This window comes from Kitasatospora sp. NPDC038210 (genome assembly GCF_055600605.1).
Genome location: NZ_JBVJYK010000033.1, coordinates 52610 through 73650 on the forward strand (window position 1 = coordinate 52610; position 21041 = coordinate 73650).

At 71.5% G+C, this 21041-nt stretch carries 14 protein-coding genes; 12 read left to right on the forward strand and 2 right to left on the reverse strand.

The genetic code is table 11. The annotated features are described in order from the left end of the window. The first annotated feature begins 82 nt into the window (after positions 1 to 82). From ACZ7KX_RS37850 to ACZ7KX_RS37860, 3 genes are all read left to right on the forward strand, one after another. A complete protein-coding gene (locus ACZ7KX_RS37850) occupies positions 83 to 1384 on the forward strand; it encodes a S8 family serine peptidase (protein WP_470330480.1) in 1302 nt (433 codons plus the stop codon). Positions 1385 to 1485: 101 nt separating this feature from the next. Then, positions 1486 to 2028 (forward strand): SigE family RNA polymerase sigma factor, encoded by a 543-nt coding sequence (locus ACZ7KX_RS37855; protein WP_402807254.1) that lies wholly within the window; start codon positions 1486 to 1488, stop codon positions 2026 to 2028. 78 nt (positions 2029 to 2106) lie between these two features. Next, positions 2107 to 3342: a hypothetical protein gene (locus ACZ7KX_RS37860; RefSeq protein WP_470330481.1), complete on the forward strand. Its 1236-nt coding sequence runs from the start codon at positions 2107 to 2109 to the stop codon at positions 3340 to 3342. A gap of 73 nt (positions 3343 to 3415) precedes the next feature. Here the strand turns inward: ACZ7KX_RS37860 and ACZ7KX_RS37865 are convergent, their stop codons facing one another. Continuing rightward, on the reverse strand, positions 3416 to 4819 hold the full coding sequence (locus ACZ7KX_RS37865) for an APC family permease (RefSeq protein WP_470330482.1): 1404 nt from the start codon (positions 4817 to 4819) through the stop codon (positions 3416 to 3418). A gap of 470 nt (positions 4820 to 5289) precedes the next feature. After that, positions 5290 to 9231 (reverse strand): type VII secretion protein EccCa, encoded by a 3942-nt coding sequence (eccCa, locus tag ACZ7KX_RS37870; protein WP_470330483.1) that lies wholly within the window; start codon positions 9229 to 9231, stop codon positions 5290 to 5292. Between the two features lie 391 nt (positions 9232 to 9622). Here eccCa and eccD point away from each other — a divergent pair, with 391 nt between their 5' ends. The 9 genes from eccD (at position 9623) to ACZ7KX_RS37915 (ending at position 20707) form a co-directional block, all read left to right on the forward strand. Then, positions 9623 to 11086: a type VII secretion integral membrane protein EccD gene (eccD, locus tag ACZ7KX_RS37875; RefSeq protein ID WP_470330484.1), complete on the forward strand. Its 1464-nt coding sequence runs from the start codon at positions 9623 to 9625 to the stop codon at positions 11084 to 11086. A gap of 237 nt (positions 11087 to 11323) precedes the next feature. Continuing rightward, a complete protein-coding gene (gene rpsO / locus ACZ7KX_RS37880; protein ID WP_209416808.1) occupies positions 11324 to 11614 on the forward strand; it encodes a 30S ribosomal protein S15 in 291 nt (96 codons plus the stop codon). A 457-nt stretch (positions 11615 to 12071) separates the two neighbouring features. Beyond that, positions 12072 to 14279 (forward strand): polyribonucleotide nucleotidyltransferase, encoded by a 2208-nt coding sequence (locus ACZ7KX_RS37885; RefSeq protein WP_470330485.1) that lies wholly within the window; start codon positions 12072 to 12074, stop codon positions 14277 to 14279. Between the two features lie 121 nt (positions 14280 to 14400). Next, a complete protein-coding gene (locus ACZ7KX_RS37890) occupies positions 14401 to 15753 on the forward strand; it encodes a M16 family metallopeptidase (protein WP_470330486.1) in 1353 nt (450 codons plus the stop codon). Positions 15754 to 15766: 13 nt separating this feature from the next. Further along, positions 15767 to 16513, forward strand: a complete 747-nt coding sequence (gene dapB / locus ACZ7KX_RS37895; protein WP_470330487.1) for a 4-hydroxy-tetrahydrodipicolinate reductase — start codon at positions 15767 to 15769, stop codon at positions 16511 to 16513. 25 nt (positions 16514 to 16538) lie between these two features. Next, positions 16539 to 16997, forward strand: coding sequence for a tetratricopeptide repeat protein (locus ACZ7KX_RS37900; protein ID WP_350525441.1), 459 nt, complete (start codon positions 16539 to 16541; stop codon positions 16995 to 16997). Beyond that, positions 16994 to 17725: an FAD-dependent thymidylate synthase gene (gene thyX / locus ACZ7KX_RS37905; protein ID WP_350525440.1), complete on the forward strand. Its 732-nt coding sequence runs from the start codon at positions 16994 to 16996 to the stop codon at positions 17723 to 17725. Before ACZ7KX_RS37900 ends, thyX begins: the two co-directional genes overlap by 4 nt. 227 nt (positions 17726 to 17952) lie before the next feature. After that, the gene (dapA, locus tag ACZ7KX_RS37910) at positions 17953 to 18852 is read left to right on the forward strand and encodes a 4-hydroxy-tetrahydrodipicolinate synthase (RefSeq protein WP_470330488.1); all 900 of its coding nucleotides are present in this window, start codon (positions 17953 to 17955) and stop codon (positions 18850 to 18852) included. Between the two features lie 169 nt (positions 18853 to 19021). Then, on the forward strand, positions 19022 to 20707 hold the full coding sequence (locus ACZ7KX_RS37915; RefSeq protein WP_470330489.1) for a ribonuclease J: 1686 nt from the start codon (positions 19022 to 19024) through the stop codon (positions 20705 to 20707). Positions 20708 to 21041: the final 334 nt, after the last annotated feature.

A 21041-nucleotide genomic window follows, 5' to 3' on the forward strand; every position in this document is an offset into this window, starting at 1 on the left:
ACGGGTTCCCATCGGGAACGACAGGGGCGGGTACCCGGGGTTCCGGGCACCCGCCCCTCGGCGCGCGGCAGGGGTGGACGACATGAGGGGTGGCAGGGTGGCCGGACGCGGGTACCGGAAGGCGGCCGCGGCACTGGCCGCGCTCGCGGTGCTGGGCGGCCCGCTCGCCGCTCCGGCGTACGCCGACGGCGGGACCGGCCTGGCCGCAGCGGGTGACTGCCCGAAGAACGCGCCCGACGTGCAGACCGTGCCGTGGTCGCTCCAGCGGATGCTGCTGGACGAGCTGTGGCAGGGCGGGCGGACCACGGGCAAGGGCGTGAAGGTCGCGGTCATCGACACCGGGGTCGACCGGGTCAACCAGCAGTTGGCGGGCCAGGTCGTGGCCACCGACCCGAACGTCGACAAGAACCCCCCGACGCTGGTCGACAAGGTCCAGGAGGGCTCCAACCTGCTGGTCAACCGGGACACGAAGGAGCCGATCCCCGGCCACTCGTACGAGGACCCGGTCGGTCACGGCACCAAGGTGGCCGGCATCATCGCCGCCCGCAGGAGCGACAAGACCGGCTTCGTCGGGCTGGCCCCCGACGCCCAGATCCTCTCGATCCGGCAGAACGACAGCGACGGCAACGGCGACGTCGCCACCCTGGTCCAGGCGATCAGGGAGGCCGTCGCCAAGGGCGCCAAGGTCATCAACATCTCCCAGGACGTGCGCGGCGCGGGTGACGCGCGCTTCGGCGGCTACCAGGAGCTGAAGGCCGCGGTCGAGTTCGCCGAGTTGAGCAAGGTCGTGGTGGTCGCCTCCTCCGGCAACGACGGCAAGGAGGGGGACACCTATCCGGGTGCCTTCCCGACCGTGCTGTCCGTCGGCGCCTCCGACCGCAACAACGAGCGCGCACCGTTCTCCCAGTACGGCTCCTTCGTGAAGGTGGCCGCGCCGGGCGTCGACATGCTGTCCACCGTGCCCGGCAACGGCCAGTGCGTGGACAACGGCACCAGCTTCGCCGCCCCCTACGTCTCCGGGCTGGCCGCGCTGCTGGTCGGCGCCCACCCGGACTGGAAGCCGGCCCAGGTGCGGGCCTGGATCGAGCAGACCGCCCAGCGCACCCAGCGCGACCCGGACGTCTTCGTCGGCTGGGGCGTGGTGGACCCGGTCAAGGCCGTCACCAAGGCCCCCGACGTCGCGCCGATGGCCGCCACCCCGGACGCCCCGGTGCAGCTCGCCTCCGTGCCGATCGTGCCGCGGCCGGTCGGCCTCGGCGAGACCCAGGCCGACCGCGACGGCCGCACCGCGACGTACGTCCTCGGTGTCGGCGCGCTGCTGGTGGCCCTGCTGGTCGGCGGCGGCGTCGTGCTGCGCGACCACCGGCGCAAGTCCGCCGATTGATCCGGACGTCCCGGAAATTCCTCCGCCACGCGTGTAACACCGCCGCCCTCCCACCGCATCGATGAAGTGTCGGGGAGGACGGACCGCGGGGGGCAGCGGACATGGGGTGGATCAGGACCGGCCGGGAGGCCAAGGACGCGGAGTTCCTGGAACTCGTCGCCGGTCGCACCAGCCACCTGTACCGCTCGGCCTGCCTGCTCACCAGCGGTGACACCCACTACGCCGAGGACCTCGTCCAGGAGGCCCTCGGACGGATGTACGTGCTCTGGCGGCGCAGCGCCTTCACCGGCGGCCGGGAGCGGATCGCCAACCCGGCGGCGTACACCCACACCGTCATGGTGCGCACCTTCCTCGCCCAGCAGCGCCGCCGCTCCAGCGGCGAGCGCCCCACCGACGCCCTGCCGGACTCGCCGGGGCAGGACGCCGACAGCAGCCTGCGGCTGACCCTCCTGGACGCGCTCGGGCGGATGCCGCCCAAGGACCGCGCCGTCCTGGTGCTGCGCTACTGGGAGGACCGCAGCGTCGAGGAGACCGCCGAGGTGATGCGGGTGTCCTCCGGCGCCGTCCGGACCCGCACCACGCGTGCGCTGGCCCGGCTGCGCGCCCTGCTCGGCGACTCGTTGGCCGAGCTCGCCGTCCGCTGAGACCGGCCCCGGCCCCGACCAGCACTTCCCGCAACCCGTGACCCGTGACCCGTGACCCAAGGAGACGGTGAAACAGCCATGTCCGAACCGGACAAGTTCGAGGACGATCTTCTCTATGCCATCACTCGTACGGGTGAGGGCTTCCGCACCGAGCAGGGCGGCCTGGTAGCGGGCGGCTACCAGCGCGGCCGCCGCCGCTGGCGGCGCCGCTCGACCGCCGCCCTGGTCGGTGGCGCGGCCGCGCTGGCCCTGGTGGGCACCGGCGCGGTGTACCTGGTCGGCCACCCGGCGAAGGACGCGGGCACCGTGGCCGCGTCCCCCGTCCGGACCTTCACCGCCGGCAGTGGCACCCCCACGGCCACGCCGACGACGGCGCAGCCCTCCGCCCCGAACGTGGTCACCGGCGACGAGGTGCTGGCGACCCTCCGGGCCCTGCTGCCCGAGGGCGAGACCACCCAGGGCAAGGGACGCGGCACCGACGACGAGCAGACGAAGGGCACCTTCGCCGCCGCGGACGTGGTCTTCGACGACGGCCGGGGCAAGTCGCTGATCCAGATCGGCATCCAGAAGCACCGCCCCGGCCAGGGACAGCCGAACAGCTGCCCGGCGGACCTGAAGCTCGCCCAGCTCGACTCCTGCACCGGGACGACCCTGCCCGACGGCTCCCGGCTCCAGCTCCTGCAGGGGTACGAGTACCCGGACAAGCGGGCCACCACCAAGGAGTGGCACGCCCTGCTGACCGGTCCGGACGGCCGGGAGATCAGTCTGAGCGAGTGGAACGCGGCCGCGGAGAAGGGTGCGCCGGACAGCCGCCCCGAGCCGCCGCTCACCCTCGACCAGCTGAAGGCGATCGTCACCGACAAGTCCTGGGACCGGGTCGTCGCGTCGGTCGGGTTCGACGGCATCGACGTCACGGCGCTCGACCCGGGCCTGTCGCTGGAGGAGCGGGAGGCCACCCTGACCCGGCTGCTGCCGCCGGGGGTGACCGTGACCGGTCGCAGCGGCAGTCCGCTGGCGGCCACGTTCCAGCTGGCCCAGGGCCAGGCCACCGGCTCGGTGGTGCTGCGGGTGGAGAACCGCGCGAAGTCCGCGGACGAGCAGGCCTACAAGGACGCGCTCACCCTGCCCGACGGGAACAAGGTGCTCACCCGGGGCGGCCCGGACGGCGCCGACAAGATGCCGCTCACCGTGAACGCCCTGCACCCGAACGGCATCGCGGTCACGGCCGCCCAGGGCCCGAGCGGCAAGCCGCTGCTCACCGAGGAGCAGCTGCGGGCGATCGCCCTCAGCCCGGCCTGGAAGGCCGGGAAGTAGCGGTGCGAACGCGGCGGTGCCCCGGGCTTGGGGGAGGCCCGGGGCACCGCTGTGTGGGGGGAGGGGGTGGGGGTCAGTCCTGCTGGTCCTCGGGGAGGCTGATCACCCAGCGGGTGTCCTGCCGGGGGCGCAGGTAGAACAGCCAGTAGAGGGTGGCGGCGGCGGTGATGCCGCCGGTCCACAGCAGGGGCTCGGTGTCCAGCTGGGTCATCACGTAGAGCAGCACGGCGATCAGGACGACCGGGACGGCCGGCCACAGCGGCATCCGCCAGGCGGGGGCGTGCTTGTGGTGGGCGCGGCGAGAGAGCAGCGCGGCGATCGCGACCAGCAGGTACATCCCGGTGACGGCGACACCGGTGATGTTGCTCAGCAGCTCGCCCTTGACGAAGCAGAGCGCGGCGCCGGGCAGGCCGACCGCCAGGGTGGCGATCCAGGGGGAGCCGAAGCGGCCGAGGGTGCCGAAGGCCTTGTTGACCGGCTCCGGCCAGGCCTTGTCACGGGCGGAGGCGAACAGCACCCGGGAGTTCTGGATGACCATGACGATGCCGGCGTTGATGATGGCCAGCGCGACGCAGAGGCTGATGAAGGTGCCGACCGCGGAGTTGCTCCAGGCGGTGACCATGCCGGAGATGTCGCCGGAGGTGAGGGTCTGCAGGTCGGGGGCGCCCATGGTGATGGCGACGACCGGGATCAGGATGACGGCGGAGGAGATGCCGAGCGTCCACAGCACGGTGCGGGAGACGTTGCGGCGGGGGTTCTCCAGCTCCTCGGAGAGGTAGACGGCGGTGGAGAAGCCCTGGGTGATGAACAGGGCGATGCCGAGCGCGCCGACGATGGCGCCGATGCTCACCGTGGTGGTGGCGCCGCCGTCCCCGGTGACCACGCCGTGCAGCAGGCTGGGGGCGTGGTTGTTGGCGTGGGCGAAGCCGAGCACCGAGACGACGCCGGCCGCGATGACCTCCAGGACCAGGAAGATGCCGGTGATCCAGGCGTTGGCGCGCAGGTCGAGCAGGCCGGCCAGGGTGGCGGCCAGCATCACGGCGGCGCCGGTCATGGCCTTGTCGACGTGCAGCACGGGGGCCAGGTAGTCGGCGGTGCCGAGCGCGATGACCGAGGGGACGATCATCACCACGATCAGCGAGAGCACGAAGACCAGCCAGCCCATCAGCCGTCCGGCCAGGGTGCCGACCATCGCGTACTCGCCGCCGGCGCTGGGGATCAGGGTGCCGAGCTCGGAGTAGCAGAACGCGACGGCGACGCAGAGCACGGTGCCGATGGCGATGGCCAGGGCGGTGGCGCTGCCGATGCTGGAGAACAGCTCCGGCACGATCACGAACAGCGTCGACGCCGGGGTGACGCAGGACAGCGTGAGCAGTGTTCCGCCCACGACGCCGATCGAGCGCTTGAGCTGCTGGGGCGCGGCCGCCCCGGCCGCCGAGGCGGCTACGGTCTGTGGCGGGCGAAGCGTGTCGGTCATGTGGCTTCCGATCGGCTCTGTGCGGTCCTGGGGTGGGAGCGGTATCGCCTCCGCTGGCTGGTGTGCTGGGTCTCTGGTCCAGTCGCTCCCGGGCCGCAATGGAACCTTGGGCGTATTGATCGCGTCAACGTCGGAACTGCTTCGGAATCCGTTGCGGCGAAAGGCATAAACATGCGATCCGATGATCACGTTCGGTCATTGCGCCGTTTGTCCGACTTGTTACCTTGGCTGGATCGCACATGAATCGAAGGTGAACAAAGCGCTCGGGTCGGGATTCAAAGGCATGGATCCGGTCGGACGGTGGTAGGCCCAGGCGCCCCCCGAGGGGTGTCGCAACACCCCGACCGGGTACGGGAACCGCAGCACCCGCCCGGAAAGATCTAGGTAACGTTTCAGCACCTGGGACGACGAAGGGGCCGGACTCGCCCGAGTCCGACCCCTCCGCTCACCGTCCGTGACGGCCGGCCCGGCTAGGCCACCGGCAGCCAGCCCGTCTGGACCATCTGCCCGTTGGTCGCGCGGCGTGACACGTACACCCCGCGGCCCGGCGGCAGCGCCTGCGGCTTGACCGTCCCCAGCAGCGCGCCCTCGTCCCGGTTCCCGGAGAGGATCACGCCCTGGCCGCCCAGCTCGCGGATGCGCTGCATCACCGGCTCGTACAGCGAGCGCCCGGCACCGCCCGCGCTGCGGGCCACGATCACCCGCAGGCCGATGTCGCGGGCGAACGGGAGGAACTCGGCCAGCGGCGCCAGCGGGTTGCCCGAGCCCGTCGCGACCAGCTCGTAGTCGTCGACGATCACGAACATGTCCTTGCCGCTGTACCAGCTGCGGTTGCGCAGCTGGTCCGCGGTGACGTCCGGGCCCGGCAGACGGCGGGAGCAGGCCCCGCGCAGCATCTCCACCACGGCCGACATGGCCGGCTGCGCGGCCGCGTACTCGACCAGGTACTCCGCCGGCACCGCGCCCAGCAGTGCGCGCCGGTAGTCGCCGACCACGATGCCCGCCTGGTCCGGGGTGTAGCGCTCGGTGATCTGCTTGATCAGCATCCGCAGCACCGCCGACTTCCCGGACTCGGTGTCGCCGAAGACGACGAACAGCGGGTCGGTCTCGAAGTTGACGAAGACCGGCGCGAGCTCCGCCTCGTCCACGCCGAAGGCCACACCGCGCTCCGGGTGCTCGAAGCCCTTCGGCAGCGAGTTCCCGTCCAGGACGGCCGGCAGCATCCGCACCTGCGGGGCGCGCGGCCCGCTCCAGGCCCCGCTGATCGCCGTGACCAGCCCGGACACGCCCTCCTGCAGGTCGTCCACGCCGGAGGAGCCGTCCAGGCGCGGCAGGCCGGACAGGAAGTGCAGCCGCTCCGGGGTGATGCCGCGGCCGGCCAGCGGCGGGACGTTCTGCGCCGCCCGGCGGTCCACCTCGGACTCCATCGCGTCACCGAGCTTCAGCTCGGTGCGGTTCTGCAGCAGGTCCTTCAGCGCCGGGCGGACCTCCGCGTACCGGGCCGCGGTGATGAGCAGGTGGACGCCGTAGCCGAGGCCGCGCTGGGCGATGTCGCCGATCACCGGCTCCAGGCCCTCGAACTCCTGCTTGAAGGTGTTCCAGCCGTCGATCACCAGGAACACGTCGCCGAAGGCCTCGTCCGGCAGCTGCCCGGCCGCCCGACGGGCCCGGTAGGTGCCGATGGTGTCGATCCCGGCGACCCGGAACAGCTCCTCGCGGCGGTTCATCACCCCGTGCACCTCGGAGACCATCCGGCGCACCTTGTCCACGTCCAGGCGCCCGGCCACCCCGCCGACGTGCGGCAGCCCGGACAGCGACCCGAAGCTGCCCGCGCCGAAGTCCAGCAGGTAGAACTGCACTTCGAGCGGGGTGTGGGTGAGGGCGAACGAGGCCACCGTGGTGCGCACCACGGTCGACTTGCCCGAGCGCGGGCCGCCGACGACCAGGCCGTGGCCGGCCGCCCCCGCGTAGTCGACCTCCAGGATGTCCGTCTTCTGCTCGCGCGGCTTGTCCACGATGCCGATCGGCGCCCGCAGCCGGCCCACCGGGTAGCCGGTGGCGGTCAGCCCGCGCTCCGGTGCGACCTGCAGCGGCGGCAGCAGATGGTCCATGCTCGGCGCCTCCTCCAGCGGCGGCAGCCACACCTGGTGCGCGGCCGGGCCCTGGCCGGACATCCGCTGGACGAACACGTCCAGCACGGTGTCCACCAGCGCGTCGTCCTGCTCCGGTACCGGCGGCGCCTCCTCCTCCACCGGGTCCGGCAGCTCCACGAAGGCCGCGGTGAACTCCACCGGGCGCGCGGCGACCCGCCGCCCGCCGGTCGACCGCTGCTGGCCCGGCGCCCGGTACGGCCCCGAGACGTAGGCGGCCTTGAACCGGTCCATCACGTCCTCGCCGAACTTGAGGTAGCCCACGCCCGGCACCGGCGGCAGGTGGTAGGCGTCCGGCACGCCGATCGCCGCCCGCGACTCCGCCGCGGAGAAGGTGCGCAGACCGATCCGGTACGAGAGGTAGGTGTCCAGGCCGCGCAGCTTGCCCTCCTCCAGGCGCTGCGAGGCCAGCAGCAGGTGCACGCCCAGCGACCGGCCGATCCGGCCGATCTGGATGAACATCTCGATGAAGTCGGGCTTGGCGCTGAGCAGCTCGGAGAACTCGTCGATGATCAGCACCAGCGAGGGCAGCGGGTCCAGCGCCGCGCCGGCCGCCCGGGCCCGCTCGTACTCGTGGATGTTGGCGTAGTTGCCGGCCGAGCGCAGCAGCTCCTGGCGGCGGTGCAGCTCGCCCTCGATCGCGTCGCGCATGCGGTCGACCAGGGTGAGCTCGCCCTCCAGGTTGGTGATGACCGCGGAGGTGTGCGGCATGTCCGCCATGCCGGAGAAGGTCGCACCGCCCTTGAAGTCGGCGAGGACGAAGTTCAGGATCTCCGAGGAGTGCGTCATCGCCAGCGCCAGCACCAGGGTGCGCAGCAGCTCCGACTTGCCGGAGCCGGTCGCGCCCACGCACAGGCCGTGCGGTCCCATGCCCTCCAGCGCGGCCTCCTTGATGTCCAGGTAGACGTGCTCGCCGTTGGCGCCGACGCCGATCGGCACCCGCATCCGCTCGTGCTGGGCGCGCTGGCGCCAGCTGCGGTTCGCGTCGAAGGAGCCGGGGTCCCCGGAGTTCATCATGTCGGTGAAGTCCAGGTTGGACAGCAGCGGCTCGTCGTCCCCGCCGGCCGACACCCGGTACGGCGCCAACTGCCGCGCCAGCGCCTCGGACTGCCACACCGAGAGCAGGTCCGGCTTGCCGGTGTACGTCGCGCCGGAGGCCGAGCGCAGCACCAGCTCCTCGGCGTTGACCGTCACCATCAGGTGCCCGCTGGGCTCGTCGACCTCGCCCGGGACCACCTCGATGACGGTCACGCCCTGCACGCCCTCCGGGCTCGCCAGCAGCGAGTCGTGCGGCACCCCGGCGCCGTCCATGACGACCACCAGGTGCGGCTGGTCCGCCGAGGGCGACGCGTCCCGGACGAAGCGCTGACGCCCGGCCAGCTCGTCCTGCAGCAGGTACTCCAGGTCGCCCAGGTCCGCGGCGAACAGCCGGCGCGAACCCGCGCCGTCGGCCTCCTTGCGGTGCTGGTTGTGCGGGAGCCACTTGGTCCACTCCCACTCCTCGGCCGCGCCGGGAGCCGCCGCGACCGCCACCAGCAGGTCGTCGGGCGAGTGCAGGGTGGTCAACTGGGCGATCATCGCCCGCACGTTGCCGTACACCGTGTCCGGGTCGCCGCACACCGTGATGTGGTAGAACGCCCGCAGCGACACCGCCAGCGGCAGGTCGTGCAGGGTGCCGTGCGCCTTCAGGAAGGAGTGCATGGCGGCCGCCGACAGCGGCTCCAGCTCGTCCATCGGCGCGGTCTGCGGCGCCACCAGCGGCGTGGACAGCTGCACCGGTCCGAGGCCCACCCGGATCTGCGCGAAGTCGCCGTCCCCGGTGCGCCGTTCCCACAGCCGTCGGCCGTCCTCGACGATCGACCACAGCTGGTCCGGCGCCGGGTTCAGGAACAGCAGCGCGCCGCGCTGGCGCTCCGCCGTGCGGCGCACCTGGCGGCGTGTCTGCTGCAGGTACTTGAGGTAGTCGCGGCGCTCGTCCGCCATCGCGGTCGAGCCGCCCTTGCGGGCTCGCACGATCTGGGCCAGCACCATGCCGACCGTCGAGGCGATCATCAGACCGCCCATGATCTTCATCGGGGCGGCCGCGCCGGGCGAGAAGAAGAACACCGCCGAACCGCCCATGCCGAGCATCGGCAGGATGCTCATCAGCCAGTCCTCGCCGCCCTGCCGAGGCAGTTCGGGCGGGCTCACCAGCTCCACCGGCTCGTCCGGCACGGTGGGCGGATAGGCCCTGGCCGGTCGCTTGACCGTGATCACACCCATGTGTCATCCACCCCGTGGCGTCGATCGATCACTTCGGCATCAGCCCTCACGCGACTGCGTACGGTCCGTACGGGAATCCGGCGGCTGAGGACGCCCCACACAGCGCAGCCCCCGTACCTTTGCGCAGGCGCCGATCCTAACGGTCGCTCCCGCACCGCCCGCCAGGCCCCGGTCACCAACCGAGCGGGTAGGGTAACGCCGCGCCAATTCGCGGCCCGGTCGGGCCGGTTCCACAGCCACACCGAGCGCCGCCGTGCCTCGGCACCGTCAACAAGGGGGAGCGCCACGTGCGTCGAAGGAACGAGGTGCGGCTCATGAGCGAGCGGAGCGGGCTCCTCATCGAACGCCGCGCACTGTGCGGAGCGCCCGCCGGGCGAAGCGAGGCCGGAGCATGAGCAGTGCTGCTGCCGCGACCGGCTACTGCCGGGTGACGGTCGTCGCCCCGGACCGCCGCATCGACGTCGCCCTGCCCGAGGACGTCCCGCTCGCGGACGTCTACCCCGAGGTGCTGCGGCTGGCCAACCAGAGCCAGCCCGACGGCACCCCGACCGGCTTCCACCTGGTCCGCCGCGACGGCACCGTCCTCGACAGCGGCCTGCCGCTGGCCGCGCAGCAGGTCCGCGACGGCGACCTGCTCGCACTGCGCCCCTTCGCCGAGTCGCTCCCGCCCGCGGTCTACGACGACGTCGCCGACGCCATCGCCAGCGCCGTCGAGGCCGACCGCCGGTTCTGGTCCGCCGAACTGATGCGCGGCTTCGGCCTGATCGGCGCCGGGGTGCTGCTCACCCTGCTCGGCTTCGCGCTCTGGTTCTCCGACCTGCGCCACGACATGCACGGCCTGCCCGGCGTCCTGGCCTGCGTCACCGCGGTCGTGCTCACCGCGCTGGCCGGTGTGCGCGCCCGGGTCTACCAGGACGCCCACGCCGCCCTCGCGCTCGGCCTCGGCGCGCTGCCGCACGCCATGATCGGCGGCAGCGGCGTCATCGCCGTCGCCCATCCGTGGGACGGCCCCGGCCGGCTCCAGTTCCTGGCCGGCTGCGTGGCCGTCCTGGTGGTCGCCGTGCTGCTGACCGGCCTGCTGCCGGAGAAGGACGCGGTGTTCGTCGCCGCCGCCCTGGTCGCCGCCGCCGGCGCGCTCGCCACCTTCGCCGCCGTCCTGATGCCCGGGACCCCGGCGGGCCACATCGCCGCCGTCACCGGTGTCGCCGCCGTCGCCGCCGTCGGCTTCCTGCCCAGCCTCTCCGCCCGCTTCGCCCGGCTGCCGGTCGGCTTCAGCGCCCCCGGCCAGACCCGCACCCGCAGCCGCGACTACGACGAGGAGGCCGAGCGCGCCGAGGCCGTCCAGTACGAGAGGATCGCCCACCAGGCCCGCCGCGGCCACGAGGTGCTGGTCGGCCTGGTCGGCGGCTGCGCCGCGGTCGTGGTCGGCGCCTGCGCCGTCCTCGGCTTCACCGACGAGACCTTCCCCGAGCTGCTCGCCCTCGCCCTGGGCCTGGCCACCATGCTGCGCGCCCGGCTGTTCCGCTACACCGCGCAGGTCCTCAGCCTGACCGTGGCGGGCCTGCTCGGCCTGTGCCTGCTGATCGTCGGACTGTCCCTGCACACCCCGCAGTTCTTCCTGCGGGTGGCGGGCTCCACCACCCAGCTCGACCTGCGCACCGTCTCGCTGGCCGCCTGCATCGCCTTCGGCGCCGCGCTGCTCGTCGCGATCGCCCTGGTGGTGCCCCGGCTCGGCGTCTCCCCGTTCTGGGGGCGCATCCTGGACCTGGTCGACAGCCTCACCCTGATCTCGCTCGTCCCGCTGGCGCTCGCCGTCCTGGACATCTACCGGCTGGTCCGCGGCGCCAGCGGCTGACCAGGCCCGCCCCCGGGGCGGGCCCCTGGCCCCGCTCCCCGGAGGAGCGCCCCGCGCGACCCCTCCGGGCCGCCGGAAGGCCGGGTGGGCGGCACTGGTACGCTTGGCCTTCGAGCGCAGCCGTGTGTCCGTCGCCCCTCCGTGGGCTGCAGAGCGCCGGCCGCGCTCGCGACACCGAGTTCTCGATGAGTCCTGTGTTGTCGACCAGGACCGCTCGGTACACCCGAAGGAGTTGCAGTGGCTCTCGCCTCTGACGTCAAGAAGCAGATCATCGCCGAGTTCGGCCAGAAGGAGGGCGACACCGGCTCCCCCGAGGTCCAGGTCGCCATGCTCTCCCGTCGCATCTCGGACCTGACCGAGCACCTCAAGTCGCACAAGCACGACCACCACTCGCGTCGTGGCCTGCTGATCCTGGTCGGCCAGCGCCGCCGCCTGCTGCAGTACCTGGCCAAGAAGGACATCGAGCGCTTCCGTACGCTCGTCGACCGCCTGGGCATCCGCCGCGGTGCCGCCGGTGGCGCCCGCTAAGACCGCCGCTCGGGGCGGCTCCCCACACCGGGGAGCCGCCCCTCGCGCGTATGCCGCGGCCGTCGGGCCGCGGCGCCCTGACATAACAACTCGCGCGCACCTCCCCAGGTGGCCGAGGATTGCACCGTAGGGTTGTGGGCATGCCGGGTGATGGCGCACCAGAGCGCCGCCCGGGCAGACAGACCCGAACCCCCCGCGGGACGAAGGCTTCAAACGGAAGCCGCCCGCATCCGAGAGAGCGTCCAGACGCGGAACGCCCGTCCCGGCCCGGCAGCCGTGAGGCGCCGGTCCTCGGTAGTGGCCGTCGGAACCCCCGCAGACCGAGCGGGGCACTCCGGAGGCTTCGATCGAAGACCGGCCCGACTGCCGCCCTCCCTGACGAGGGCACCCAGGGCCACCCGACAGGCAGTGCGCGGGGACGCTCTCCCGGAGACGTACGAAAGAGGAGATCTTCCAGGTGGAAGAGAACGTGTTCTACGCCGAGGCCGTGATCGACAACGGTTCCTTCGGCACCCGTACCATCCGCTTCGAGACCGGCCGCCTGGCCCGTCAGGCCGCCGGCTCCGCCGTGGCCTACCTGGACGACGACACCATGGTGCTGTCGGCCACCAGCGCGTCCAAGCAGCCGAAGGAGCACTTCGACTTCTTCCCGCTGACCGTGGACGTCGAGGAGCGGATGTACGCCGCGGGCCGCATCCCCGGCTCGTTCTTCCGTCGCGAGGGCCGGCCCTCCGAGGACGCGATCCTCACCTGCCGCCTGATCGACCGCCCGCTGCGCCCGTCCTTCGTCAAGGGCCTGCGCAACGAGGTCCAGGTCGTCGTCACCGTGATGGCGCTCAACCCCGACCACCTGTACGACGTGGTCGCGATCAACGCCGCCTCCGCCTCCACCCAGCTGGCCGGCCTGCCGTTCTCCGGCCCGATCGGCGGCGTGCGCGTCGCGCTGATCAACGGCCAGTGGGTCGCCTTCCCGACCCACAGCGAGCTGGAGTCGGCCGTCTTCGACATGGTCGTCGCCGGTCGCGTCCTGCCGGACGGCGACGTCGCGATCATGATGGTCGAGGCCGAGGCCACCGACAAGACCATCAAGCTGGTCGAGGGCGGCGCCGAGGCGCCGACCGAGGAGGTCGTCGCCTCCGGCCTCGACGCCGCCAAGCCGTTCATCAAGGTCCTCTGCGCCGCGCAGTCGCAGCTGGCCGCCCAGGCCGCCAAGCCGACCGGCGAGTTCCCGGTCTTCCTGGACTACCAGGACGACGTCCTCGCCGCGCTGACCGCCGCCGTCAAGGACGAGCTCGCCCAGGCCCTCACCATCCCGGGCAAGCAGGAGCGCAACAACGAGCTGGACCGCGTCAAGGCGCTGGCCGCCGAGAAGCTGCTCCCCGAGTTCGAGGGCCGCGAGAAGGAGATCAGCGCCGCCTACAACGCGCTGACCAAGAAGATCGTCCGCGAGCGCGTCATCACGGACAAGGTCCGCATCGACGGCCGCGGCGTCACCGACATCCGCACCCTGGCCGCCGAGGTCGAGGCCATCCCGCGGGTGCACGGCTCGGCCCTGTTCGAGCGCGGCGAGACCCAGATCCTGGGCGTCACCACGCTGAACATGCTGCGCATGGAGCAGCAGCTGGACACGCTCTCCCCGGAGACGCGTCGCCGCTACATGCACAACTACAACTTCCCGCCGTACTCCGTCGGCGAGACCGGCCGCGTGGGCTCGCCCAAGCGCCGCGAGATCGGCCACGGCGCGCTGGCCGAGCGGGCCATCCTGCCCGTGCTGCCCTCCCGCGAGGAGTTCCCGTACGCCATCCGCCAGGTCTCCGAGGCGCTCGGCTCCAACGGCTCCACCTCGATGGGCTCGGTCTGCGCCTCGACCATGTCGCTGCTGAACGCCGGTGTGCCGCTGAAGGCCGCCGTCGCCGGCATCGCGATGGGCCTGATCTCCCAGGAGATCGACGGCGAGACCCACTTCGTCACGCTGACCGACATCCTCGGCGCCGAGGACGCGTACGGCGACATGGACTTCAAGGTCGCCGGTACCCGCAACTTCATCACCGCCCTCCAGCTGGACACCAAGCTGAACGGCATCCCGGCGTCGGTGCTCGCCGCCGCGCTGAAGCAGGCCAAGGACGCCCGCCTGCACATCCTCGACGTGATGAACGAGGCCATCGACTCCCCGGACGAGATGTCCCCGAACGCGCCGCGCATCATCACCATCAAGATCCCGGTGGACAAGATCGGTGAGGTCATCGGCCCCAAGGGCAAGATGATCAACCAGATCCAGGAGGACACCGGCGCCGAGATCACGATCGAGGACGACGGCACCATCTACATCGGTGCCGCCGACGGCCCGGCCGCCGAGGCCGCCCGCACCACGATCAACCAGATCGCCAACCCGACCATGCCGGAGGTCGGCGAGCGCTACCTGGGCACCGTGGTCAAGACCACGACGTTCGGCGCGTTCGTGTCGCTGATGCCGGGCAAGGACGGCCTGCTGCACATCTCGCAGATCCGCAAGCTGGCCGGTGGCAAGCGCGTCGAGAACGTCGAGGACGTCCTCGGCGTCGGCGCCAAGGTCCAGGTCGAGATCGCCGAGATCGACCCGCGCGGCAAGCTCTCCCTGATCCCGGTCATCGAGGGCGAGGAGGGCGGCGAGGCCGCTTCCGAGTGAAGCGCCGCTAGCTGACCCCTGCGGCCCGTACGCCTCGCGGCGTGCGGGCCGCACCCCGTTGTCCACACGCTTACGTCCGCACGTGCCTTCCTCGCGTGCGTTTCCTCTGGAGGTACCCCCCGTGGCGCAGGCCCCGGCGGTAAAGCAGCGCCCCGGCACCACCCGGACCCTGCTCAAGGGCGTCGACGGCGCCGGCACGGTGCGCCGCACCGTCCTCCCCGGCGGCCTGCGGGTCGTCACCGAGACCCTGCCGACGGTGCGCTCCGCGACCTTCGGCATCTGGGTCGGCGTCGGCTCGCGGGACGAGACCCCGCAGCTCAACGGCGCCACCCACTACCTGGAGCACCTGCTCTTCAAGGGCACCGAGCGGCGCAGCGCGCTGGACATCTCGGCGGCCCTGGACGCGGTCGGCGGCGAGATGAACGCCTTCACCGCGAAGGAGAACACCTGCTACTACGCCCGGGTCCTGGACACCGACCTGCCGCTGGCCATCGACGTGGTCTGCGACATGCTCACCGGCTCGCTGATCCGCACCGAGGACGTGGAGGCCGAGCGCGGCGTCATCCTCGAAGAGATGGCGATGGCCGAGGACGACCCGGGCGACGTGGTGCACGACCTGTTCGCCAAGGTGATCTACGGCAGCGGCCCGCTCGGCCGCCCGATCCTCGGCACCCAGGAGACCATCAGGACGCTCACCCGGGACCAGATCGCCGGCTTCTACCACCGGCGCTACCGCCCCGAGCAGCTGGTCGTCGCCGCGGCGGGCAACCTCGACCACCGCAAGGTGGTCAAGCAGGTCGAGCAGGCCTTCGCCCCGGTGCTGGCCCGCTCCGACGCGGCCCCCGCCGAGGCCCGCCGCGGCGTCAAGGCGCTGCGGACGGCCGGCAAGGTCGAGGTGCTCAACCGGTCCACCGAGCAGGCCCACCTGGTGCTGGGCGTGCCCGGGGTGCCGCGGCACGACGAGCGCCGCTGGGCGATGGGCGTGCTCAACGCGGCCCTGGGCGGCGGGATGAGCTCCCGGCTGTTCCAGGAGGTCCGGGAGAAGCGCGGCCTGGCGTACTCGGTCTACTCGTACTCCTCGTCGTACGCGGACAGCGGCCTGTTCGGCATCTACGCCGGCTGCCAGCCCAAGCGGGTCGAGGAGGTGCTGCGGATCTGCCGCGCCGAGCTGGCCAAGGTGGTCGCCGAGGGCATCACCGAGGAGGAGCTGCAGCGCGCGATCGGGCAGATCTCCGGCTCCACCGTGCTCGGCATGGAGGACACCGGCTCGCTGATGAACCGGATCGGCAAGGCCGAGCTCAGCTACGGGCACCACCTGTCGGTGGACGACATGCTGGAGCGGATCGCGTCGGTGACCCTGGAGGACGTCCACGAGGTGGCCCGTGATGTGCTGGGCGCGTACCGGCCGTCCCTGGCGCTGATCGGCCCGGTCAACGACAAGCGGGCCGCCAAGCTCGCCGAGCTGCTGGTGTGAGAGGACTTTCGCTATGACGCTGCGTGTCGCCGTGATCGGGGCCAAGGGCAGGATCGGCTCCGAGGCGGTCAGGGCCGTCGAGGCCGCGCCCGACATGGAACTGGTGGCCGCCCTGGGCCGCGGGTCCGCGCTGGAGGAGCTGACCGAGGCCGGGGCGCAGGTCGTCGTCGAGCTGACCCACCCGGACTCGGTGATGGGCAACCTCGACCACTGCCTGCACCACGGCATCCACGTGGTCACCGGCACCACCGGCTGGACGGACGAGCGGCTCGCCACCGTCCGCGGCTGGCTGGACCAGGCCCCGGAACTCGGTCTGCTGATCGCGCCCAACTTCTCCATCGGCGCGATCCTCGGCATGAAGTTCTCGCAGATCGCGGCGAAGTACTTCGAGTCGGTCGAGGTGGTCGAGCTGCACCACGACCGAAAGGCCGACGCCCCCAGCGGCACGGCCACCCGGACCGCGCAGCTGATCGCGGCCGCCCGCGCCGAGGCCGGCCGCCCGCCGCAGCAGGACCCGACCACCCACAGCCTGCCCGGCGCGCGCGGCGCCGACGTGGACGGGGTGCCGGTGCACGCCGTCCGGCTGCGCGGGCTGCTCGCCCACCAGCAGGTGATGTTCGGCGACACCGGTGAGACGCTCACCATCCGGCACGACTCGCTGCACCACAGCAGCTTCATGCCGGGCATCCTGCTGGGCACGCGCAGGGTCGTCGGGACGCCGGGGCTGACCTTCGGCCTCGAACACTTCCTGGACGTGTGACCGTGGTGATTCCAGGGAGCGTGACATGACCTCTCGTACCGGCTTCTTCGTCCTGTCCGGCGTGCTGCTGCTGGTCGCCCTGCTCTGCGTGGGGGAGGGCGTCCAGCTGATCGCCACCGGCAAGCCGCTGGGCATCGGCATCGGTGTCTGCGCCTTCGTCATCCCGGTGATCGGCGTCTGGTTCCTGCGCCAGACCGTCCGCTTCGGTCGGGACAGCGAGCGGCTCGCCCGGGAGCTGGAGGCCGAGGGCGGCCTGCCGGTGGACGAGCTCAAGCGCAGCACGGGCGGGCGGATCGACCGGGCCTCGGCCGACGCGGTCTTCGCGCGCCGCCAGGCCGAGGCCGAGGACGCGCCGGGCGACTGGCGGGTCTGGTTCCGCCTCGCCGTGGCCTACGCCGACGCCGGGGACACCCCGCGTGCCCGCAAGACCATGCAGCACGCCATCAAGCTGCACAGCACCGAACCCGCAAGGAGTAACGCGTGAGCGACGAACCGACAGCCCCCAGTTTCCGCAGCGACGTGACGGTGGAGCTGGTCCGCAGCTCCGCCGCCGACTCGGACGTCATCTGGGCGGCCCGCGTCTCGACCGCGGGGGAGCAGTCCCTGGAGGCGCTCTCGCAGGACCCGGAGAAGTCCAAGGGCCTGATCAACTTCCTGATGCGGGACCGGCACGGCACGCCCTTCGAGCACAACTCGATGACCTTCTTCATCAGTGCGCCGATCTTCGTGTTCCGGGAGTTCCACCGGCACCGCAGCGGCTGGTCGTACAACGAGGAGTCCGGCCGCTACCGCGAGCTGCACCCGGTCTTCTACGTCCCGGCGGAGGACCGCAAGCTGGTCCAGCAGGGCCGCCCGGGCAAGTACGAGTTCCACGAGGGCACGCCCGAACAGCACAGGACGACGACCGAGGCGATGGAGGCCGCGTACCGCGAGTCCTACACCCGCTACCAGGAGATGCTGGCGGCCGGGGTGGCCCGCGAGGTGGCCCGCGCGGTGCTGCCGGTCGGCCTGTTCTCCTCGATGTACGCGACCTGCAACTCGCGCTCGCTGATGCACTTCCTGTCGCTGCGGACCAAGCGGGACAACGCGACGGTGCCGTCCTTCCCGCAGCGCGAGATCGAGATGGTCGCCGAGCAGATGGAGCAGCAGTGGGCGCAGCTCATGCCGCTCACCCATGCGGCCTTCGAGAAGCACGGCCGAGTCGCCCCCTGACCTGGGACGACAGGCATATGGGCCGAGTGTCTGGCATGTCTGGATTGCGGCTTTTCTAGCCGCTCCCTACATTCGTGAGCACGGATTCCGGTGCTGCCTGAACCCCCGAGCGGGCAGCACCGGAATCCCATTGCGCCGCCTGTTCCCGCCGCTCATCGCCGCTGCCCCTGTCCGAACCCTGGACCGGTGTGGAAACCGTCCCACCGCCTACGAGTAGTTTTGGACGCATGGCTCCGATCTCCACCCCCCAGACGCCGTTCGGCCGGGTCCTGACCGCGATGGTCACCCCGTTCACCGCCGACGGCGGACTCGACCTCGACGGCGCCCAGCGCCTCGCCACGCACCTCGTCGACTCCGGGAACGACGGCCTCGTCGTCAACGGCACCACAGGTGAGTCTCCGACCACCAGCGATGCCGAGAAGGCCCAACTGGTCCGCGCCGTGGTGGAGGCGGTCGGGGATCGCGCCCACGTGGTGGCCGGTGTCGGCACCAACGACACCCACCACAGCATCGAGCTTGCCCGGCAGGCGCAGGCCGCCGGTGCGCACGGCCTGCTGGCCGTCACGCCGTACTACAGCAAGCCCCCGCAGGAGGGCCTGTACCGGCACACCGTCGCCCTGGCCGACGCGACCGAGCTGCCGGTCATGCTGTACGACATTCCGGGCCGCAGCGGGGTGGCGCTGAGCCACGAGACGCTGGTCCGCCTCGGCGAGCACCCGCGGATCGTCGCCAACAAGGACGCCAAGGGCGACCTCGGCGCCGCGGCCTGGGCGATCGCCCGCTCCGACCTGGCCTGGTACTCCGGCGACGACATCCTGAACCTGCCGCTGCTGTCGGTCGGGGCCGTCGGCGTGGTCAGCGTCGTCGGACACGTGGTGGCCGGCGAGCTGCGCACGATGATCGAGGCCCACCTGGCCGGCGATGTGGTCAAGGCCACCAGCGTGCACCAGCGCCTGCTGCCGGTGTTCAGCGGTATGTTCCGCACGCAGGGTGTGATCCTCACCAAGGCGGCGTTGGAACTCCAGGGCCTGCCGGCCGGCCCGCTGCGACTGCCACTGGTGGGCGCGACGGCCGAGGAGATCGCGCAATTGAAGCAGGATCTCGCCGCCGGCGGGGTACACCTCTAAGCAGACACAGACGTGCGCGCCCCGGCTCGCCGGACCCCCCGGGTCCGCCGCTGGACCGGACCGAAGGCGCGAGAGCACAGACCCAGTAGGAAAACGACACTGAGTACGCACGCCATATGTCTCCGGGGGAGGACCCCGGGCATATGGCGTGCGTCGTGAGGAGAGTCTTTTGAGCCACCCGCACCCCGAGCTCGGCGCGCCCCCGGCCCTGAAGGAGGGCGCCCTCCGCATCACTCCGCTCGGCGGCCTCGGCGAGATCGGCCGCAACATGACGGTCTTCGAGTACGGCGACCGCATCCTGATCGTCGACTGCGGCGTCCTCTTCCCGGAGGACGAGCAGCCCGGCGTGGACCTGATCCTCCCGGACTTCAGCTACATCCGGGACCGCCTCGACAAGATCGACGGCATCGTGCTCACCCACGGGCACGAGGACCACATCGGCGCCGTCCCGTTCCTCCTGCGGGAGAACCCGGACATCCCGCTGATCGGCTCGAAGCTGACCCTCGCCCTGATCGAGGCCAAGCTCGCCGAGCACCGGATCCGCCCGTACGTGCTGGAGGTCAAGGAGGGCCAGCGCGAGCGCATCGGTCCCTTCGACTGCGAGTTCATCGCGGTCAACCACTCCATCCCGGACGCCCTCGCCGTGGCCGTCCGCACCCCCGCCGGCATGGTCGTGGCGACCGGCGACTTCAAGATGGACCAGCTGCCGCTCGACGGCCGCCTCACCGACCTGCCGACCTTCGCCAAGCTGGCCGAGGAGGGCATGGACCTGCTGCTGGTGGACTCCACCAACGCCGAGGTCCCCGGCTTCATCCCGCACGAGCGGGACATCTCGGCGGCGCTGCGGAACGTCTTCGCGAACGCCGACCGGCGCATCATCGTGGCGTCCTTCGCGAGCCACGTCCACCGCATCCAGCAGGTCCTGGACGCCGCGCACGAGTACGGCCGCAAGGTCGCCTTCGTCGGCCGCTCGATGGTCCGCAACATGGGCATCGCCCGTGACCTGGGCTACCTGAAGGTCCCCGGCAACATGGTCGTGGACGTCAAGCAGCTGGACGACCTCCCGGAGAAGGAGGTCGTGCTGATCTGTACCGGTTCGCAGGGCGAGCCGATGGCCGCGCTGTCCCGGATGGCCAACCGCGACCACCAGATCCGCATCGTCGAGGGCGACACCGTCGTCCTGGCGTCCTCCCTGATCCCGGGCAACGAGAACGCCGTCTACCGGGTGATCAACGGCCTGACCCGCTGGGGCGCCAAGGTCGTGCACAAGGGCAACGCCAAGGTGCACGTCTCCGGCCACGCCTCGGCCGGCGAGCTGCTCTACTTCTTCAACATCTGCAAGCCGCGCAACCTGATGCCGGTCCACGGCGAGTGGCGCCACCTGCGCGCGGCCGCCGAGCTGGGCGTCGCCACCGGGGTGCCGCGCAACCGCGTGGTCATCGCCGAGGACGGCGTCTGCGTCGACCTTGAGGGCGGCGTCGCCCGGATCGTCGGCAAGGTGCAGGCCGGGTACGTCTACGTGGACGGCGCCTCGGTCGGCGACATCAGCGAGGCCTCGCTCAAGGACCGCAAGATCCTCGGCGAGGAGGGCTTCATCTCGGTCTTCGTCGCGGTCGACTCGACCAACGGCAAGATCATCGGTGGCCCGACCATCCAGGCCCGCGGCTCCGGCATCGACGACAACGCGTTCGTCCCCGTCGTCGCCAAGCTCCAGGAGGCCCTGGACCGCTCGGCGGGTGACGGCGTGCTGGAGCCCCGCCAGGTGCAGCAGCTGGTCCGCCGGACCATCGGCAAGTGGGTCGCGGACAACTACCGCCGCCGGCCGATGATCCTGCCGGTCGTGGTCGAGGTCTGACGCTCGCTCGTCGAGCCCTGACGCTCGTTCGTCCCCGGCCGAGGCCGGTTTGACGTGGGGCGGCCCGGTGCGTAGTGTTCTCCGGGTTGCCCCACGGGACGGCCCCTCGGAAACGGGCTCGAATCTGAATTCGAGAACGACCGGGGAAAACGGCCCGAAAGACTCTGGTAGAGTTCGGGAGCGCCGAAAGGCAAAAGCCGATTGGATGAATGAAACTCCGGAAAACGGAGCGGAAAACGTCTGATAAGCTGGAAACACGAAAGAACGAAGCCCGGAGGGCCCGCTGGAAGGCGGTCCGAAGGAAGCGTCCGTTCCTTGAGAACTCAACAGCGTG

What these genes read in the sequence shown, in the direction of transcription:
- ACZ7KX_RS37850 (WP_470330480.1), top strand. Translation starts at nt 83, where the DNA reads ATGAGGGGTGGCAGGGTGGCCGGACGCGGGTACCGGAAGGCGGCCGCG.
- ACZ7KX_RS37855 (WP_402807254.1), top strand. Translation starts at nt 1,486, where the DNA reads ATGGGGTGGATCAGGACCGGCCGGGAGGCCAAGGACGCGGAGTTCCTG.
- ACZ7KX_RS37860 (WP_470330481.1), top strand. Translation starts at nt 2,107, where the DNA reads ATGTCCGAACCGGACAAGTTCGAGGACGATCTTCTCTATGCCATCACT.
- ACZ7KX_RS37865 (WP_470330482.1), bottom strand. Translation starts at nt 4,819, where the DNA reads ATGACCGACACGCTTCGCCCGCCACAGACCGTAGCCGCCTCGGCGGCC.
- eccCa (WP_470330483.1), bottom strand. Translation starts at nt 9,231, where the DNA reads ATGGGTGTGATCACGGTCAAGCGACCGGCCAGGGCCTATCCGCCCACC.
- eccD (WP_470330484.1), top strand. Translation starts at nt 9,623, where the DNA reads ATGAGCAGTGCTGCTGCCGCGACCGGCTACTGCCGGGTGACGGTCGTC.
- dapB (WP_470330487.1), top strand. Translation starts at nt 15,767, where the DNA reads ATGACGCTGCGTGTCGCCGTGATCGGGGCCAAGGGCAGGATCGGCTCC.
- ACZ7KX_RS37900 (WP_350525441.1), top strand. Translation starts at nt 16,539, where the DNA reads ATGACCTCTCGTACCGGCTTCTTCGTCCTGTCCGGCGTGCTGCTGCTG.
- dapA (WP_470330488.1), top strand. Translation starts at nt 17,953, where the DNA reads ATGGCTCCGATCTCCACCCCCCAGACGCCGTTCGGCCGGGTCCTGACC.